This window comes from Streptococcus danieliae, assembly GCF_013415245.1.
Classification (GTDB): Bacteria; Bacillota; Bacilli; order Lactobacillales; family Streptococcaceae; genus Streptococcus; species Streptococcus danieliae_A.
On record NZ_JACBXX010000078.1, the window covers coordinates 13,883 to 33,022 of the forward strand.

The 19,140-nt window shown below is 46.3% G+C and carries 13 protein-coding genes and 1 pseudogene; all 14 read left to right on the top strand.

Annotated elements, in window-relative coordinates; all coding sequences use genetic code 11:
* Positions 1-357: 357 nt before the first annotated feature.
* A complete protein-coding gene (rpoB, locus tag HZY94_RS02755) occupies positions 358-3,924 on the top strand; it encodes a DNA-directed RNA polymerase subunit beta (RefSeq protein WP_179924923.1) in 3,567 nt (1,188 codons plus the stop codon).
* Between the two features lie 28 nt (positions 3,925-3,952).
* Positions 3,953-7,612, top strand: a complete 3,660-nt coding sequence (rpoC, locus tag HZY94_RS02760; RefSeq protein ID WP_179924924.1) for a DNA-directed RNA polymerase subunit beta' — start codon at positions 3,953-3,955, stop codon at positions 7,610-7,612.
* Between the two features lie 137 nt (positions 7,613-7,749).
* A complete protein-coding gene (locus HZY94_RS02765) occupies positions 7,750-8,118 on the top strand; it encodes a DUF1033 family protein (RefSeq protein WP_179924925.1) in 369 nt (122 codons plus the stop codon).
* Positions 8,119-8,177: 59 nt separating this feature from the next.
* On the top strand, positions 8,178-8,816 hold the full coding sequence (locus HZY94_RS02770) for an SGNH/GDSL hydrolase family protein (protein WP_179924926.1): 639 nt from the start codon (positions 8,178-8,180) through the stop codon (positions 8,814-8,816).
* A 43-nt stretch (positions 8,817-8,859) separates the two neighbouring features.
* Positions 8,860-9,960 (top strand): AI-2E family transporter, encoded by a 1,101-nt coding sequence (locus tag HZY94_RS02775; RefSeq protein WP_179924927.1) that lies wholly within the window; start codon positions 8,860-8,862, stop codon positions 9,958-9,960.
* Positions 9,961-10,123: 163 nt separating this feature from the next.
* Positions 10,124-10,642 carry a hypothetical protein gene (locus HZY94_RS02780; protein WP_179924928.1) on the top strand — a complete coding sequence of 173 codons (519 nt, stop codon included), beginning with the start codon at positions 10,124-10,126 and terminating at the stop codon, positions 10,640-10,642.
* 92 nt (positions 10,643-10,734) lie between these two features.
* On the top strand, positions 10,735-11,949 hold the full coding sequence (locus HZY94_RS02785) for a pyridoxal phosphate-dependent aminotransferase (protein ID WP_179924929.1): 1,215 nt from the start codon (positions 10,735-10,737) through the stop codon (positions 11,947-11,949).
* Between the two features lie 54 nt (positions 11,950-12,003).
* Positions 12,004-12,792: a GTP-sensing pleiotropic transcriptional regulator CodY gene (codY, locus tag HZY94_RS02790; RefSeq protein WP_179924930.1), complete on the top strand. Its 789-nt coding sequence runs from the start codon at positions 12,004-12,006 to the stop codon at positions 12,790-12,792.
* Positions 12,792-13,361, top strand: coding sequence for a cysteine hydrolase family protein (locus HZY94_RS02795; RefSeq protein ID WP_179924931.1), 570 nt, complete (start codon positions 12,792-12,794; stop codon positions 13,359-13,361). The genes codY and HZY94_RS02795 overlap by 1 nt, the downstream gene beginning before the upstream one ends.
* 447 nt (positions 13,362-13,808) lie before the next feature.
* The gene (gene gatC, locus HZY94_RS02800; protein WP_179923753.1) at positions 13,809-14,111 is read left to right on the top strand and encodes an Asp-tRNA(Asn)/Glu-tRNA(Gln) amidotransferase subunit GatC; all 303 of its coding nucleotides are present in this window, start codon (positions 13,809-13,811) and stop codon (positions 14,109-14,111) included.
* Positions 14,111-15,577: an Asp-tRNA(Asn)/Glu-tRNA(Gln) amidotransferase subunit GatA gene (gatA, locus tag HZY94_RS02805; RefSeq protein ID WP_179924932.1), complete on the top strand. Its 1,467-nt coding sequence runs from the start codon at positions 14,111-14,113 to the stop codon at positions 15,575-15,577. The genes gatC and gatA overlap by 1 nt, the downstream gene beginning before the upstream one ends.
* A complete protein-coding gene (gene gatB, locus HZY94_RS02810) occupies positions 15,577-17,019 on the top strand; it encodes an Asp-tRNA(Asn)/Glu-tRNA(Gln) amidotransferase subunit GatB (RefSeq protein WP_179923755.1) in 1,443 nt (480 codons plus the stop codon). Before gatA ends, gatB begins: the two co-directional genes overlap by 1 nt.
* Before the next feature lie 196 nt (positions 17,020-17,215).
* On the top strand, positions 17,216-18,595 hold the full coding sequence (locus HZY94_RS02815) for an MATE family efflux transporter (RefSeq protein ID WP_179924933.1): 1,380 nt from the start codon (positions 17,216-17,218) through the stop codon (positions 18,593-18,595).
* A gap of 119 nt (positions 18,596-18,714) precedes the next feature.
* Positions 18,715-19,140: pseudogene (locus tag HZY94_RS02820) on the top strand (IS1634 family transposase); the annotation flags it as partial.

The following is a 19,140-nucleotide window of genomic DNA, read 5'->3' on the forward strand; positions in this document are numbered from 1 at the left end:
CTGACAATTCTCAGAAAAAATTAAAGGGCTTTCAACCGGGGGAGGATCCGAGTATTTGGAGGTAAAAGACTTGGAGGCTGTGTTTCTGATTTTCCGTTCAAGTCCCTTGCTCTTTGTTCCTATTTATGCTATAATTTTTTGAATCAGTTGTCGTTTGCTCTGCCGAAATATTGTCCGGTCGGGGCTTTCAGCAGTTAAATCATTCCGAAAACGAGTCGATTTAGCTGCTCTTTTTGTGTCTAATTTTAGGCTTTTTGAGGATTGTAATCTATTCTTAAATTTTCTGAAAATTGCAAAGGACAATGGGGGAGCGGCTAGGCACAAGCCTGCGTCCAATAAAAAGAAGGAGTTAGCAACTTGGCAGGACATGAAGTTCAGTATGGGAAACACCGTACACGTCGTAGTTTTTCAAGAATCAAAGAAGTTCTTGATTTACCAAATTTGATTGAAATCCAAACAGACTCATTTAAAGAATTCCTGGACCATGGTTTGAAAGAAGTATTCCAAGATGTACTTCCAATTTCAAACTTCACGGATACGATGGAATTGGAGTTTGTTGGATACGAATTGCGGGAGCCAAAATATACACTTGAGGAAGCGCGTGCACATGATGCCAACCTCTCAGCTCCTATTTTTGTGACCTTCCGTCTTGTAAATAAGGAAACTGGGGAAATTAAAACCCAGGAAGTATTCTTTGGAGACTTCCCAATCATGACCGAAATGGGAACCTTCATCATCAATGGTGCTGAACGGATTATCGTATCCCAGTTGGTGCGCTCTCCTGGAGTTTACTTCAATGATAAAGTTGATAAGAACGGTAAAGTGGGTTACGGTTCAACTGTGATTCCGAACCGTGGGGCTTGGTTGGAGTTGGAAACAGACTCAAAAGATATTGCCTACACACGGATTGACCGGACGCGGAAGATTCCATTTACCACGCTTGTTCGTGCTCTTGGATTCTCTGGTGATGATGAAATCATTGACATCTTCGGAGATAGCCCACTTGTTCGTAACAGTATTGAAAAAGATGTGCACAAGAACCCAATGGATTCACGGACAGACGAGGCCTTGAAGGAAATTTATGAACGCCTTCGTCCAGGTGAACCAAAAACGGCAGAGTCTTCTCGTAGCCTTTTGATTGCGCGTTTCTTCGATCCACGTCGGTACGACTTGGCTGCTGTTGGTCGTTACAAAATCAATAAAAAGCTCAACATCAAAACGCGTCTATTGAACCAAACCTTGGCTGAGCCGTTAGTGGATGCAGAGACTGGCGAAATCCTTGTTGAAGCAGGAACAGTTATGACTCGTGACGTAATCGAGCAGTTGACTCCGCAATTGGATGGCGATCTCAATAAGATTGTTTACATTCCGAATGATTCAGCTGTCTTGACCGAGCCAGTGGTCCTTCAGAAATTCAAGGTTGTATCACCAGTGGATCCTGATCGGGTTGTAACGATTATCGGAAATGGCAATCCAGATGAAAAAGTCCGGACTGTCACTCCAGCAGATATCTTGGCGGAAATGAGCTACTTCCTCAACCTTTCTGAAGGTATGGGACGGATCGATGACATTGACCACCTTGGAAATCGTCGGATCCGGACCGTTGGGGAGCTTCTGGCCAACCAAGTTCGCCTTGGTTTGTCACGGATGGAGCGCAATGTCCGGGAGCGGATGAGTGTTCAGGATAATGAAGCCTTGACCCCTCAACAAATTATCAATATTCGCCCTGTCACTGCTGCCATTAAAGAATTCTTTGGATCTTCTCAGTTGTCCCAGTTCATGGACCAACACAACCCGCTATCTGAGTTGTCTCACAAACGCCGTTTGTCTGCCTTGGGACCTGGTGGTTTGACGCGGGACCGTGCGGGTTATGAGGTGCGGGACGTACACGCGACCCACTATGGTCGGATGTGTCCAATCGAGACCCCTGAGGGACCAAATATCGGTTTGATCAATAACTTGGCCTCTTACGGTCATTTGAACAAATACGGCTTTATCCAAACCCCTTACCGCCGGGTTGACCGCGAAAAAGGTTTGGTAACCAACGAAATCGTATGGTTGACAGCGGATGAAGAAGATGAGTACATCGTGGCTCAGTCTAATTCTTCCTTGGATGCAGAAGGACACTTCCTCTCTGATATCGTCATGGGACGTCACCGCGGAAATAACCAAGAGTATGCAGCAAGCTCTGTAGACTTTATGGACGTTTCTCCAAAACAGGTAGTTGCCGTCGCAACTGCATGTATTCCGTTCTTGGAAAACGATGACTCCAACCGGGCCCTCATGGGAGCCAACATGCAACGTCAGGCGGTGCCATTGATTGATCCGAAAGCTCCTTACGTTGGTACCGGTATGGAATACCAAGTTGCCCATGATTCTGGTGCAGCCGTTATCGCCAACCACGATGGTGTCGTAACCTATGCCGACGCTGACCGCGTTGAAGTCCGTCGTGAAGATGGTTCCTTGGATATCTATAAAGTAACCAAATTCCGTCGTTCCAACTCAGGTACAGCCTATAACCAACGGACCTTGGTTAAGTTGGGTGATAAGGTGGAAAAAGGCGATTTCATCGCCGATGGACCATCCATGGAAAACGGCGAAATTGCCCTTGGACAAAACCCGATCGTGGCCTACATGACTTGGGAAGGGTATAACTTCGAGGATGCCGTTATCATGAGTGAACGTTTGGTCAAAGATGACGTCTACACTTCCGTGCATTTGGAAGAATACGAATCTGAAACCCGTGATACCAAGTTAGGCCCTGAAGAAATTACCCGCGAAATTCCAAACGTCGGACCAGACGCCCTCAGCCACTTGGATGAAATGGGAATTGTCCGCATCGGAGCAGAGGTTAAAGAAGGCGACATCCTTGTTGGTAAGGTAACACCAAAAGGTGAGAAGGACCTCTCTGCAGAGGAACGCCTCCTTCACGCCATCTTCGGGGATAAGTCTCGTGAAGTTCGGGATACTTCCCTTCGAGTACCACACGGGGCCGACGGAGTTGTCCGTGATGTGAAGATCTTTACCCGTGCCAACGGTGATGAGCTTCAATCAGGGGTCAACATGCTGGTTCGTGTTTACATCGCCCAAAAACGTAAAATCAAGGTTGGGGATAAGATGGCCGGTCGCCACGGAAACAAAGGGGTTGTGTCTCGGATCGTTCCTGTAGAGGATATGCCATACCTTCCAGATGGAACACCGGTTGATATCATGTTGAACCCATTGGGGGTACCATCACGGATGAACATCGGTCAGGTAATGGAACTGCACTTGGGAATGGCTGCCCGGAACCTTGGAATCCATATTGCAACACCGGTCTTTGACGGAGCAAGCTCACAAGACTTGTGGGATACTGTCCGTGAAGCAGGTATGGACTCAGATGCCAAGACTATCCTTTATGATGGCCGTACTGGTGAGCCGTTTGATAACCGTGTCTCTGTTGGAGTCATGTACATGATCAAGCTTCACCACATGGTTGACGACAAACTCCATGCCCGTTCTGTTGGACCTTACTCAATGGTTACTCAACAACCATTGGGTGGTAAAGCACAATTCGGTGGACAGCGGTTCGGTGAGATGGAGGTTTGGGCTCTCGAAGCCTATGGCGCTTCCAATGTTCTTCAAGAAATTTTGACCTATAAATCAGATGATGTGAACGGTCGTCTTAAGGCCTATGAAGCGATTACCAAAGGTGATCCAATTCCAAAACCAGGTGTTCCAGAATCCTTCCGCGTTCTTGTAAAAGAATTGCAATCCTTGGGTCTAGATATGCGCGTGCTTGATGAAGATGATCAAGAAGTTGAATTGCGTGATTTGGATGAAGGGGAAGATAATGGCATCATCCATGTCGATGATTTGGAAAAAGCACGTGAAAAAGCTGCACGGGAAGCAAAAGAGGCTTTCGATGCAGATGAATCAAAATAAGTGAACCAAAAAAGAAAGGTAAGATAGAGTGGTTGATGTAAATCGTTTTAAAAGTATGCAAATCACACTCGCCTCTCCAAGCAAGGTCCGTTCATGGTCTTATGGAGAAGTCAAAAAGCCAGAAACCATTAACTACCGGACTCTAAAGCCGGAGCGTGAAGGGCTTTTTGATGAGGTTATCTTTGGACCAACCAAGGACTGGGAGTGTGCCTGTGGGAAATACAAACGCCTTCGTTACAAAGGGATCATCTGTGACCGCTGTGGGGTTGAAGTAACCGAAGCCCGTGTGCGTCGGGAACGGATGGGGCATATTGAGTTGAAGGCTCCTGTATCCCATATCTGGTATTTCAAGGGAATCCCAAGCCGTATGGGCTTGACCTTGGACATGAGCCCGCGTGCTTTGGAAGAAGTTATTTACTTTGCGGCTTATGTTGTGATTGATCCGAAAGAAACGCCATTGGAGCACAAGTCAATCATGACCGAGCGTGAGTACCGGGAAAACCTTCGCCGCTACGGTTCTGGTTCCTTTGTTGCGAAAATGGGAGCGGAAGCGATCCAAGACTTGTTGAAACAAGTGAACTTGGAAGCGGAAATCAAAGAACTCAAAGCAGAACTTAAGTCTGCAACTGGTCAAAAACGGATCAAGGCTGTTCGCCGCCTGGACGTTTTAGATGCCTTCTACAAGTCTGGTAACAAGCCGGAATGGATGATTCTGAATATCCTTCCGGTTATCCCACCAGACCTTCGGCCGATGGTTCAATTGGACGGTGGACGTTTTGCGGCCTCTGACCTTAATGACTTGTACCGCCGGGTTATCAACCGGAACAATCGTTTGGCGCGTCTGTTGGAGCTGAATGCACCTGGAATCATTGTACAAAATGAAAAACGGATGTTGCAGGAAGCGGTTGATGCCTTGATCGACAATGGTCGTCGCGGTCGTCCAATCACAGGACCAGGTAGCCGTCCTTTGAAATCCCTCAGCCACATGCTGAAAGGAAAACAAGGTCGTTTCCGTCAAAACTTGCTCGGAAAACGGGTTGACTTCTCCGGTCGTTCGGTTATCGCGGTTGGTCCAACCCTCAAAATGTACCAATGTGGTGTGCCACGTGAAATGGCGATTGAGCTTTTCAAACCGTTTGTAATGCGGGAAATTGTCGCTCGTGATATTGTCCAAAACGTTAAAGCAGCTAAGAAATTAGTCGAACGTGGCGATGATCGCATCTGGGACATCTTGGAAGATGTGATCAAGGAACATCCAGTTCTCTTGAACCGCGCACCGACCCTTCACCGTTTGGGAATCCAGGCCTTTGAACCGGTCCTAATCGATGGTAAGGCCATTCGTTTGCACCCACTTGTGTGTGAGGCCTACAATGCCGACTTCGATGGAGACCAAATGGCCATCCACGTGCCCCTATCTGAAGAAGCCCAAGCAGAAGCTCGGATCTTGATGTTGGCGGCTGAGCATATCTTGAACCCGAAAGACGGGAAGCCGGTTGTAACCCCATCTCAGGACATGGTTTTGGGGAACTACTACTTGACCATGGAAGAAGCTGGCCGTGAAGGTGAAGGAATGGTCTTCAAGGATGCGGATGAAGCAATCATGGCATGGCGCAATGGCTTGGTGCATGTTCATACTCGTGTCGGTATTGCGACCGATAAATTGAACAAGCCTTGGTCAGAGCAACAACAAGGTAAGATCATGGTTACAACTGTTGGTAAGATCTTGTTTAATGCCATCATGCCAGCAGAATTGCCATACCTCCAAGAGCCAACCAATGATAACTTGGTCAACGGTGTTCCAGATAAGTACTTCCTAGAAGCTGGTCAGGATATTCATAGCGTCTTGGCGGATTTGGAATTGAATGTTCCATTTAAGAAGAAAAATCTTGGAAATATCATCGCTGAAATTTTCAAACGTTTCCGGACAACAGAGACATCTGCGCTTTTGGACCGCTTGAAAGATTTGGGTTATTACCATTCAACCCTCGCTGGTTTGACAGTGGGAATTGCGGATATCCCAGTTATTGCGAACAAAGAAGAAATCATCGAAACCTCTCATGAGCGGGTGGAACAAATTTCCAAACAGTTCCGTCGGGGTATGATTACTGATGATGAGCGTTACAATGCCGTTACAGGTGAGTGGCGTGCAGCCAAAGAGCGTTTGGAAAATGCCTTGACTGCCAGCCAGGATCCGAAGAACCCAATCGTTATGATGATGGACTCCGGAGCCCGGGGTAACATCTCCAACTTCTCCCAGTTGGCCGGAATGCGTGGTTTGATGGCTGCTCCGAACGGACGTATCATGGAATTGCCAATCCTGTCTAACTTCCGTGAAGGTTTGTCTGTCTTGGAAATGTTCTTCTCCACCCACGGTGCCCGTAAGGGTATGACGGATACGGCCTTGAAGACCGCCGATTCGGGTTACTTGACCCGTCGTTTGGTTGACGTTGCCCAAGACGTAATCATCCGTGAGGATGACTGTGGAACCGATCGTGGTCTCTTGATCCGCTCCATCACGGATGGTAAGGAAATGATTGAGTCCTTGGAAGAGCGTTTGGCTGGTCGTTACACTAAGAAGACGGTTAAACACCCCGAAACAGGTGAGGTCTTGGTTGGTCCAAATGTCTTGATTACAGAAGACTTGGCACGGACTATTGTTGCAGCAGGTGTTGAAGAAGTAACCATTCGTTCTGTCTTCACATGTAACACCCGTCATGGGGTTTGCCGTCACTGTTACGGAATCAACTTGGCGACAGGTGATGCGGTTGAGGTTGGTGAAGCCGTTGGTACGATTGCCGCTCAATCTATCGGTGAGCCTGGTACCCAGTTGACCATGCGGACCTTCCACACGGGAGGGGTTGCTTCCAATACCGATATCACCCAGGGTCTTCCTCGGGTTCAGGAAATCTTTGAAGCCCGGAATCCAAAAGGGGAAGCGGTTATCACCGAAGTTAAGGGTGAAGTTGTGGCCATTGAAGAGGATGCATCAACACGGACTAAGAAAGTCTTTGTGGAAGGTCCACTCGGTCAGGGCGAGTATGTTGTACCATTTACAGCGCGTATGAAGGTCGAAGTTGGTGATCAGGTCGCGAGAGGTAGCGCGCTTACCGAAGGGTCTATCCAACCAAAACACTTGCTGGCTGTTCGTGATGTACTGTCCGTTGAAACCTACCTATTGGCTGAGGTTCAAAAAGTTTACCGTAGCCAAGGGGTAGAAATCGGTGACAAACACATTGAGGTAATGGTCCGTCAAATGATCCGCAAAGTGCGTGTCATGGATCCAGGAGATACAGACCTTCTCATGGGTACCTTGATGGATATCACTGACTTTACAGATGCCAACCGTGATGTATTGATCTCCGGTGGTGTTCCAGCAACAGCTCGTCCAGTCTTGATGGGAATTACCAAGGCTTCCTTGGAAACCAATTCCTTCCTTTCTGCGGCTTCCTTCCAGGAAACAACGCGTGTCCTTACAGATGCGGCGATCCGTGGTAAGAAGGACCATCTACTTGGCTTGAAGGAAAATGTTATCATTGGTAAGATTATTCCTGCAGGTACAGGTATGGCTCGTTACCGGAACTTGGAACCAAAAGCGGTCAATGAAGTTGAAACCATTGAGGAGTTGATGGCTCCAGAATTGGAAGTTGAAAAAGAGACAATCGAAGAAGATTTGACAGTTGAATCTTAAACGTAAAAAGGTGTCGGTTTATCCGACCCTTTTTTACATCCAAGGGCTAGATTGGGCAATCCCTTCTTTTTAAGCTCAAATTCTTCCTTTATATGTGGAAATTGTGTATAATATCTTCTAATAAGGGGAATAAGTTTATGTACCAAGTAGTAGAGTTATATGGTGACTGTGAGCCTTGGTGGTTCACAGATGACTGGCAAGATGATACAGTCCAAGTAGAAGCATTTGAAACATATACCAAAGCCCTCGCATTTTTCCAAGATAGGTGCAGTCAGTATGAACAGGATTACCCAGAGATTCGGTATGAAGGGGAGACGATGGCCGCCTTTTGGAAGGAGGGAGAGGAACGCTGGTGTGAGGAATGTGGTGACTACATTCAGCAGTACCATTCTCTTGCTGTGGTTCAAAATGGACAAATTCTTGGAAATCTCTCTACCTTAAATTTGGAAGAATTTCTTCCCCAAAAAGCCTATTGTCAATTTGATCAGGGCTTCAGACGTGCGTAATCTATGGGTCTAGTCGAACAGTAGCATCGACAGGCCCTTTTTCTATAAAGGAGAGACAAATGGCGGTTCAATTATTAGAAAGCTGGTTGCTAGGGGAACAGGCTAAGCTACAGGATAACTACAGGGAGCTCAACACTCTCTGCTTACAGGATCCTCAAATTATTTTTGCAGGCGATTCAATTGTGGAGTATTTTCCGCTCCATGAGTTGTTGGCGAGCTCTAAGTCGATGGTCAATCGGGGGATCCGCGGTTATCAATCCAGTCAATTATTGGAGCATCGCTCCCTGCATTTTTTTGGTCAAAATTTAGAAAAGATTTTTCTGCTTATCGGGACGAATGATTTAGGAAAGGAAGTTCCCCTAGATCAGACCTTGGCCAATTTGGAGCAGCTGTTCTACCTTTTACAACACGACTATCCGCTGGTGGAGATCAAGCTGCTTTCCATTTTGCCGGTTTATGAAAGTGAGGAAACCAGGGCCAAGCTCTATACGCGGACCAATGAGGGGATTCGGAAAATGAACCAGGCCTATGCCTCCTTGGCGGGAGCCTTTCCCCAGGTTGAGTATCTGGATGTGACGGAAGGCTTGCTGGATGATCAAGGCCAATTGCGGGCTGATTTCACAACGGATGGCTTGCATTTGACGGCTCATGGTTACGCCTCCTTAGCCCAAGCCTTGCAACCGCATTTAATAGTCTAATAACCTTGGCAAGGGTAAAGTGGTCTGTTATAATGGGTAAGTTATGAAAAATTTAATTGAAAAAAATAAAGTGGTTTTTGGAGCCATTGCTTTTGCGGCGGTTAGCCTCGCCTTGGTTCTCTATATTGCCAATATCTGGCAAGGGTTCCATTACCTCATGGGGGTCTTTTCTCCGATTATTATTGGCGCTGGCTTGGCCTTTGTGTTTAATGTACCCATGAAGAAGCTGGAAGGCCAGTTGAGAGCATGGAAGGTGAAACCAGGTTTCCAGCGGCCTTTGGCCATGTTCTTGGTTTTGGTCTTGCTCTGTTTGATTTTTGCTGGAGTTGTGGCGATTATTGTGCCAACCCTGACAACTTCTGTTAACAGTCTGACCCATACCGTGCAAGCGGCCGTGCCCCAGCTTGGTTCCTGGTTAGCGGAAACTGGTTTGGTGAATCGGGATCAGCTCCAGGATATTTCCAAGTATCTCACCGATAGTGGGATGCTCAATAAGGGAGCACAGCTCTTAGGCAATTTAACTGGAAACTTAGGGGGATTGGTTGGCAATGTCTTTACCGTTATGATGGCCCTCTTTCTGATGTTTGCCATGTTAGGGAGCAAGGAGCATCTGGCTTCGATTACCAACCGCATTCTGGCTGTTACACTACCGAAGAAGGTGGGGGAGCGTCTCCGCTATGTAGGGAATGTTATGGTGGAAACCTATGATGGTTTTTTGATGGGGCAATTGATTGAAGCTTTTATCATTGGCTTTTTGGTGTTTGCGGCCTATAGTCTGGCAGGTCTGCCCTTTGCATCAATGACAGCGGTTTTGGCAGGGGTCTTATCCTTTATTCCTTATATTGGTCCCTTTACGGCTTGTGGTTTAGGTGCGATTTTTATTTTCACCATCAGCCCTTGGCAGGCTCTTCTGTCGATTGTTGTTTTCCAATTGGTTCAATTGGTCGAAGGAAACTTGATTTATCCACGGGTGGTTGGTTCTCAAGTGGGGCTTCCGAGCCTCTTTACCCTAGCGGCGGCCTTGATTGGGGGCAATCTGTTTGGCCTTGTGGGAATGATCTTCTTCACGCCCATTTTTGCCGTAATCTACCGTTTGGTTAAGGAAGCTGTCGAGGCGAAGGAAGCAGCTGCTTCTCAAAAATAAAAAAATTTTTGCTGTAAAAATAATCGCTCCCTTCTAGGTACATCAAGGGTTGGCGAAAAGTGAAACCATATATTTTTGATTTTAAATGAAAATACCCTTTTAAAAAGGTCGAGAATGTGCTAAACTGTTAGGCAGTTACATTATAGTTAGGGAGGTTGTCTAAATGGTAGAATCGAATTTTCGCGAATATGCCAAAAAAGACAAAGAGTATTTAGTGAAGGACATTGAGGCGTTACGATTGAACATTGGAGCGTCAATTCATGAGTTTTCAAAGGAGATGGATGTTTCCATGGATACCTACTTTTCTTGGAAGTATGGCCGTAGTCATCCAAATCCAAAATCCATTGAAAAAATTGTGGCTTTTATGGAGTCTGATAAACCAGAAAAATTGCGGGAAGAAATTCGCCAGCGTAAGGAAGAAATCCGTCAGCGTCGCTTGGGACGTAAGAGTACACGTGAGTGGACTCAGGAGGACTTGGAGTGGGCTCAGAAATTCCTTAACGAAATTGCCGAATTTCAATCAGACTACCAGCTCAATGAAGCTGAACTCTTGGTTATTTTAAAAATCACACAGAATACTTGGGAAAAATGGACTGAGGGTATGAGCCTTCCGTCTGTTGGTAAGATGTTTGATTTACGAGATCGGATGCGGACTCATCGGAAAGAGCATCCTGTTAACTAGTAGATAAGGAAAAAGAATTGGGGTTGAAGTGACTCCAATTCTTTTTTGTGCTAGAAAAAGGTATAATAGGATTCAGTAAGGAGGAATAAAGCATGAGGTTTTTTGAAAAATCACAAAAACTAGAAGATGTAGCCTATGATATTCGAGGTCCGGTTTTGGAAGAAGCGATGCGGATGCGTGCCAATGGCGAGCAAATTTTACGCTTAAACACAGGAAATCCGGCAGAATTTGATTTTAAGGCACCAGATGAAGTTATCCATGATTTGATTCGAAATGCCCGTAACAGTGAGGGATATTCGGATTCTAAAGGGATTTTTTCAGCCCGAAAGGCAATTATGCAATATTCCCAGTTAAAAGGCATTCCCAATGTGGACATTGATGATGTCTTTATTGGAAATGGGGTCAGTGAGCTGATTGTCATGTCCATGCAGGGACTCTTGGATAATGGCGATGAGGTTTTGGTCCCCATGCCTGACTACCCTCTTTGGACGGCAGCTGTGAGTTTAGGTGGAGGCAAGCCTGTCCACTATCTTTGTGATGAGGAGGCCAACTGGTACCCTGATATGCAGGATATCCGGTCTAAGATTACCGAACGAACCAAGGCCATTGTGGTTATCAATCCCAATAATCCGACAGGCTCCTTGTACCCACGGGAAGTCTTGGAGGACCTGGTTCAGATTGCGCGTGAACACAATTTAATCATTTATGCCGATGAAATTTATGATCGTTTGGTCATGGATGGAAAGGAGCATATCGCGATTGCCAGTCTGGCTCCAGACCTTTTCTGTGTCAGCATGAATGGTCTATCAAAATCCCATCGAATTGCAGGTTTTCGTGTGGGCTGGATGGTCCTATCCGGTGAGAAGAAGCATGTTCGGGGTTACATTGAAGGGTTGAACATGTTGGCCAATATGCGTCTGTGTTCCAATGTTTTGGCCCAACAGGTGGTTCAGACTTCTTTGGGAGGCTATCAGTCAGTGGACGAGCTGCTTTTGCCGGGTGGTCGAATCTATGAGCAGCGAAACTTCATGTACGAAGCCATCAATGCCATTCCAGGTTTGTCGGCAGTCAAGCCGAGTGCGGGTCTCTACCTCTTTCCGAAAATCGACCGGACTATGTACAAGATTGAAGACGATGAACAGTTTGTGCTGGACTTTTTGAAGCAGGAAAAAGTGCTCCTAGTACATGGACGAGGCTTTAACTGGAAAGATCCCGACCATTTCCGGATTGTTTACTTACCACGGGTTGAGGAGTTGGCCCAGGTCCAAGAAAAAATGGAACGATTTTTAGCCCAATATCGTTATTAGTTGCCATTGTTTAGAAAATTCTGATACAATAGGAAGAGAATAATGAGGTGAACTATGGCAACGTTATTGCAAAAAACGACGCGGATTACTTCAATTTTGAAGGAGTCCTATGAGCAATCCCACGATGATATGCCTTTTGCATCGATTGCTCAACGTCTGTCTGAAATCATTGATTGTAATTCCTGTATCATTAATAGCCAAGGTGATTTACTTGGCTATTTTATGCGCTATAAGACGAATACGGATCGGGTGGAGGCCTTTTTTGAAAGTCGGAAACTCCCGGAAGTTTATGCCAAAGAGGCTAGCTTTGTGTACCAAACAGAGGCCAATTTGAATGTCAATTCGACCCTATCCATTTATCCAGTGGAGACCAAGGAGAATTTTCCAGATGGTGTGACGACAGTGGCCCCAATCCATATCACAGGCATTCGCCTGGGCTCTCTGATTATTTGGCGGAATGACCAGCCCTTTGATGAAGATGACTTGATTTTGGTCGAGATTGCTAGCACGGTTGTGGGTTTGCAGATGCTCAACCACCAGCGGGAAATTGACGAAGAGAATCTTCGTCGACGCTCAACCGTTTCGATGGCCGTCAATACCCTGTCTTACTCTGAGTTGCGGGCTGTTTCAGCGATTTTGGATGAATTGGGGGGGACAGAAGGTCAATTGACCGCCTCTGTTGTGGCCGATCGCATCGGAATTACCCGTAGTGTGATTGTCAATGCCCTACGTAAATTGGAATCGGCAGGAATTATCGAGAGCCGGTCGCTCGGCATGAAGGGGACCTATTTGAAGGTCTTGATTCCGGACGTTTTTGAAGAAATTAAAAAGAGGGAATTTTAATGACAAAAGCTGTTTTATCCATTGATTATACAAAGGACTTTGTCGCAAACGATGGCAAGTTAACAGCTGGTCAACCGGCGCAAGCCATTTCAGAAGCCATGGCAGCTGTCAGTCAAAAAGCTTGGGACAATGGCCACTATGTCTTTTTTATGATTGACGAACATCTGGAAGGAGACACCTTCCATCCAGAAAGCCAGCTCTTTCCACCCCACAATATTCGTGGAACGGAAGGTCGTGCTCTCTACGGTCCGTCGAAGGCCTTTTTCGAAGCCCACAAGGATTCTGAGCGCGTGTTTTGGATGGACAAGCACTATTACTCAGCCTTTGCCGGAACCATGCTGGATATCTACTTGCGGGAACGGAAGGTCGACACCCTGGTTTTGACGGGAGTCTTGACCGATATCTGTGTTCTGCACACGGCGATTGATGCTTACCAAAAGGGCTACCAGGTTGAGATTGTGACGGATGCCGTTGCAAGTATCACAGAGGAGCAGCACCAATTTGCCCTTGACCATATGAAAAATGTCTTGGGTGCAAAACTCTACTCGTCAATAGAATTGAATTTTTAACCGATCATCTAGGGGATGGCTTTCCGACCATCCTCTATTTTTCAGGTTTGAAATGTGGTAGAATAAGAAGCTAGGACAAAAGTCTAGGCTCTTGTATTTTAATTAGCGAAATGACTTTGACGCAGTAGTTGATTGGGGCTAACCGGATTGTATGCTGTTAGAGAGTGTCAAATATGGTTTGCGAAGCAAACTTCAATTGTTCACTATAGGAAGAACATACCACGTTCTTCCATTTGGAAGCTCAGTGAGTCAATCCCTGACTCGCTGAGAGGCTTCCGAACCCGGCCTAATCAACCTGAGCCAAGAAATTGGAAAGCAAAGTAAGATCCAGTGGATCTTTTTAGCATGAGCCTAAAATTAAGAGAGCGAATAAACTAATTTTTTTCAAAATTAGTTCGGTCCCACTCCCTAGGTAGGAGTATGACTTGTAATCGTAAAGGAGATAGAATGAAGATTTCACATGAAGAAGTGGCTCATGTAGCCAATCTATCAAAATTAGCCTTTACCGCAGAAGAAACAGAGCGGTTTGCGACGGATCTGACCAAGATTGTCGATATGGTTGAAATGTTAAATGAATTGGATACAGAGGGAGTGGCAGTGACCTCCTCTGTGGTCACCCAGGTCAATGTTCTTCGTCCGGACCAAGCCCAAGCAGGTTGGAATCGGGAAGAGTTATTTGAAAACGTACCTGAAAAAGACAAGGGCTTTATCAAAGTTCCAGCCATTTTCGAAGAGGGGGGCAGTAATTAATGAGACTGCAAGAACAAACAATCGACCAATTACATGATCTCTTGGTCAAAAAAGAAATTTCTGTTGAGGAATTAACCAAGGAAACCTTGAAGGATATCGAGGAGCGGGAAGCAGCACTAGGGAATTTTATTACCATCAGTGAAGAAAGTGCTCTGGAGCAAGCGCGGGCCTTGGATGCTAAGGGAGTTGATGCTGAGAATGTCTTGAGTGGAATCCCGGTAGCGGTCAAGGATAATATTTCTACGAAGGGAATCCTAACCACTGCGGCTTCGAAAATGCTCTACAATTACAAGCCGATTTTTGACGCGACCAGTGTTTCCAATCTCTACCAGAAGGATATGATTGTGATTGGGAAAACCAACCTGGATGAATTTGCCATGGGAGGTTCCAATGAGACGTCCTATTTCAAACCAAGTAAAAATGCCTGGGATCAAAGCAAGGTTCCCGGAGGTTCTTCTGGTGGCTCTGCCTCTGCTGTAGCAGCTGGTCAGGTGCGTCTGTCCTTGGGGTCAGACACCGGTGGCTCTATTCGTCAACCGGCAGCCTTTAATGGAATTGTGGGGATGAAACCAACTTATGGACGGATTTCCCGTTTTGGTCTTATTGCCTTTGCTTCTTCTCTGGATCAGATTGGGCCATTTGCACCGACTGTTCGTGAAAATGCCCACTTGTTGGGAGCCTTGGCTGGTCATGATTTACGCGATGCAACCTCTGCACCGCTGGCTGTTCCTGATTTCACCAGCAAGATTGGTCAGGATTTGACAGGAATGAAAATTGCCTTGCCAAAAGAGTATATGGGGGAAGGGATTGATCCAGCCGTTAAGGATCAGATCTTGGCGGCAGCTAAAAAGTTTGAAGAACTGGGTGCGCGTGTGGAAGAAGTGAGCCTACCCCATAGTCGCTATGGTGTAGCCGTTTATTACATTATTGCCTCTTCAGAAGCAGCTTCCAATCTTCAACGTTTTGACGGAATTCGCTATGGATTCCGAGCAGAAGATATTGAAAATCTTGAGGATGTCTATGTCAAGACTCGGAGTCAAGGTTTTGGGGACGAGGTGAAGCGTCGGATTATGTTGGGGAACTTTAGTTTGTCATCCGGTTATTACGATGCCTACTTTAAGAAGGCTGGTCAGGTGCGAACCTTGATTATGGAGGATTTCCGCAAAGTCTTTGAAGGCTATGATTTGATTATGGGACCAACTGCCCCAACAGTAGCCTTTGATTTGGGGAGCCGTGTGGAGGATCCAATTGCTATGTATCTGGCGGACTTGTTGACGATTCCGGTGAACTTGGCTGGACTGCCAGGCATGTCTCTGCCAGCTGGATTTGCGGATGGTCTGCCGGTTGGTCTGCAGTTGATTGCCAACCACTTCCAAGAAGAAACCCTCTACCAAGCTGCTGCGGCCTTTGAGGCAGCAACAAGCTACCATTTAGAAAAACCTGCGATCTTTGGAGGTGTCAACTAATGAATTTCGAAACCATTATTGGATTGGAAGTCCATGTGGAGCTAAAAACAGCTTCTAAAATCTTTTCACCTGCACCCGCGCATTTTGGGGAGGACCCAAATGCCAACACCAATATCATTGACTGGGCCTTTCCAGGTGTCTTGCCAGTCTTAAACAAGGGTGTTGTAGATGCTGGGATCAAAGCTTCCCTAGCTCTGAATATGGACCTGCATCGGGACATGCATTTTGACCGGAAAAACTATTTCTATCCGGATAATCCTAAAGCTTATCAGATTTCACAATTTGATGAGCCAATTGGTTACAATGGCTGGTTGGAAATTGAACTAGAAGATGGATCAACCAAGAAAATCCGTGTCGAACGGGCGCATCTGGAAGAAGATGCTGGGAAAAATACTCATGGCAGTGACGGGTATTCCTATGTGGACTTGAACCGTCAAGGGGTTCCCCTAATTGAGATCGTATCTGAAGCCGATATGCGCAGCCCAGAAGAAGCCTATGCCTACTTGACTGCCTTGAAGGAAATCATCCAGTACACAGGAATTTCCGATGTCAAAATGGAAGAAGGATCGATGCGGGTGGATGCCAATATCTCCTTGCGCCCTTACGGCCAAGAAGCCTTTGGAACCAAAACCGAATTGAAAAACCTCAACTCCTTTAACTATGTGCGGAAAGGGTTGGAGTATGAGATCAAACGCCAGGCCGAAATCCTGCGATCTGGCGGCCAAATCCGTCAAGAAACACGCCGTTACGATGAGGCAACCGGTGAGACCATCTTGATGCGGGTTAAGGAAGGGGCGGCAGACTACCGTTACTTCCCAGAACCAGACCTACCACGGGTACAGTTGGACGAGGCTTGGATTGAAGCTGTTCGCCAAGAACTACCAGCCTTTCCAAAGGAACGGCGCCAACGCTACCGGGCTGAATTTGGTTTGAGTGACTACGATGCGCGTCAATTGACAGCTAGCAAGTTCCAATCTGACTTCTTTGAAGCAGCCGTGGCCCTGGGTGGTGATCCTAAGCAAGTTTCTAACTGGTTGCAAGGGGAAGTGGCCCAGTACCTCAACGCCAATAATCAGGCCTTGGCTGACCTTGCCTTGACTCCAGAAAATTTGGTTGAGATGATTGGCTTGATTGCGGATGCAACAATTTCGTCTAAGATTGCCAAAAAAGTTTTTGTCCATCTGGCCAAAAATGGTGGCTCTGCGCGTGACTATGTTGAACAAGCCGGCTTGGTCCAAATCTCTGATCCAGCCGTCTTAATTCCGATCATTCATCAGGTCTTTGAGGATCAACCAGCAGCCGTTGCCGATTTTAAGTCTGGTAAGCGAAATGCGGACAAGGCCTTCACTGGTTTCTTAATGAAAGCAACTAAGGGACAGGCCAACCCACAAGTGGCCCAAGCCTTGTTGAAAGAAGAATTGCAAAAATTGTTAGAAGAGTAGCAGACGAGTTAGAAAAAGGTCGAGACACGTTTTGGAGGTCCCGGCCTTTCTCTTGGTTTTAGTACTTTTTCGCTTTTTCTTTATCACTAAGGAGGCTTGGCAAGGTCAGATTGTGAAATTCAATGAGTATTAGGATGAACTTGATACTAGTGTTTGTCTGTAAGAGCTGTTTGACAGCTATACGAAAGGAATTTGTATGGAACAGAATAAATTAGGGACGGCCTCTATTTCGTCTCTCTTACGACAGTTGGCCATTCCAGCAGTTATTGCCAATGTGGTCAACGCTCTTTACAATATCGTTGACCAAATTTTTATTGGTCAAGGAATCGGCTATTTGGGGAATGCTGCGACCAATGTTGCCTTTCCTGTGACCACCCTGTGTTTGGCCTTGGGTTTGATGATTGGCCTGGGGGCGGCAGCTCGTTTTAATTTGGAGCTGGGGCGAGGGAAACAGGCCCTAGCCCAGAAGGTGCTGGGGAATGCTTTTACGACCTTGGTTGTGGCGGGAGTAGTCCTGTGTCTGGTGTTACAGATCTTCTTGGGGCCCTTGTTGACACTCTTTGGGGCGACAGAAAATATCTATGACCTAGCCTTGACCTATACCAGTGTATCGATTTGGGGTGTTCCCTTCTTATTGTTTGCGATTGGCTCTAATCCCCTGGTGAGGGCGGATGGCTCTTCGACCTATTCCATGATGGCTATTATTTCTGGGGCGGTGGTTAATACCCTGTTGGATCCCCTGTTTATCTTTAGCTTTGGTTGGGGCATGGCGGGAGCTGCTTGGGCTACGGTTTTGGGACAATTTGTTTCGGCTCTAATCTTGGCCCTGTATCTCCCACGTTTTAAAAGCGTGCGTCTGCAGCGGGAGGACTTCCGTTTGCAGGGGGCTTTGGTACGATCTTTTGCCTCGCTGGGGATGGCTTCCTTTATTTTTCAATCCTCCAACCTCTTGGTGCAGATTGTGACCAACCAATCCCTGCGTTTTTATGGAGAAAGCTCGATTTATGGCAGTGAGATTCCAATCGCGGTGGCAGGGATTGTATCCAAAATCAATGTCATTATGATTTCGCTGATTATCGGGATTGTTCAGGGCTCCCAACCAATTTTAAGTTTTAACTATGGCGCTCAGAACTGGGGTCGGGTGCGGGAAACGATTCGCATTGCCATTGCTTGGGTATCGGTGATTGGTTTTGGGACCTGGGCCGCTTTTGAGACCTTTCCCTATGAGTTTTTAGCCCTATTTGGATCGGGCAGTCACGCTTATTTTGAATTTGGCATTGCCTATATGCGGGCCTTCTTCCTCTTTTCCTTTGTCAATGGGGTGCAGATTTTTTCTGCCACCTATTTCCCAGCCATCGGCCAGGCCAAGATGGGGGCCAAGATTTCTCTACTCAAGCAATTGGGTCTCATTTTGCCGCTCCTTTTGCTGATGCCCCGCTTTTTCGGGGTCGCGGGACTAGCCTATGCGATGCCCCTAGCTGATTTTACGGCTTTTGTGGTCGCGGGTTGGGCCTTGTGGAAGGCCTATGGTCGGCTTGGCTTTCCTTTTGAAGCAAAAGAAGGGGATATGGTATAATCCCGACTTTATCACCTAGATTTATGAAAACTTAGCTCAAACCCTTGATAGAGCTGAGTTTTTTTGTAAAATCCAACTATTTTTCTTGTTGTATATGGTTGTGTATGGTATAATAGAGTATGGCATTTATCAAAACAACTACCAATAAAGAAGGCCGTACTCACGTTTATCTTGTAGAAGGATATCGTAAGGACGGTAAAGTAAAGCAACGTATTTTAAAAAAATTTGGTCTACTGGACGAGTTAGAGTTGGAAGAACCTGGGATCTTAGAGCGTTTAAAACGGGAAGCTAAGGAAGGTCTACTGACCGATCCAAAAGTATTAAAAATCTCCTATGATCTTCTGGCTCCTATGCATGAACCAGATAAGTCTTATGGATGGATGATTTTAGACAATCTATTCGAGGAGTTAAACCTTACTGAATTCCTGAAGTCTGTAAAATCAAATGCAGATTATAATTTGGTTCAAGTGCTGAAATTATTGGTTTTTCAACGTATTCTGAATCCAGATAGTAAACTAGCCACTTATTCTTCTCAAGTAGACTTA

Coding starts and splice junctions, on each gene's coding strand:
- HZY94_RS02765 (WP_179924925.1), top strand. CDS start 7,750: ATGTACCAAGTAGTAGAGTTATATGGTGACTGTGAGCCTTGGTGGTTC.
- HZY94_RS02770 (WP_179924926.1), top strand. CDS start 8,178: ATGGCGGTTCAATTATTAGAAAGCTGGTTGCTAGGGGAACAGGCTAAG.
- HZY94_RS02775 (WP_179924927.1), top strand. CDS start 8,860: ATGAAAAATTTAATTGAAAAAAATAAAGTGGTTTTTGGAGCCATTGCT.
- HZY94_RS02780 (WP_179924928.1), top strand. CDS start 10,124: ATGGTAGAATCGAATTTTCGCGAATATGCCAAAAAAGACAAAGAGTAT.
- HZY94_RS02785 (WP_179924929.1), top strand. CDS start 10,735: ATGAGGTTTTTTGAAAAATCACAAAAACTAGAAGATGTAGCCTATGAT.
- codY (WP_179924930.1), top strand. CDS start 12,004: ATGGCAACGTTATTGCAAAAAACGACGCGGATTACTTCAATTTTGAAG.
- HZY94_RS02795 (WP_179924931.1), top strand. CDS start 12,792: ATGACAAAAGCTGTTTTATCCATTGATTATACAAAGGACTTTGTCGCA.
- gatC (WP_179923753.1), top strand. CDS start 13,809: ATGAAGATTTCACATGAAGAAGTGGCTCATGTAGCCAATCTATCAAAA.
- gatA (WP_179924932.1), top strand. CDS start 14,111: ATGAGACTGCAAGAACAAACAATCGACCAATTACATGATCTCTTGGTC.
- gatB (WP_179923755.1), top strand. CDS start 15,577: ATGAATTTCGAAACCATTATTGGATTGGAAGTCCATGTGGAGCTAAAA.
- HZY94_RS02815 (WP_179924933.1), top strand. CDS start 17,216: ATGGAACAGAATAAATTAGGGACGGCCTCTATTTCGTCTCTCTTACGA.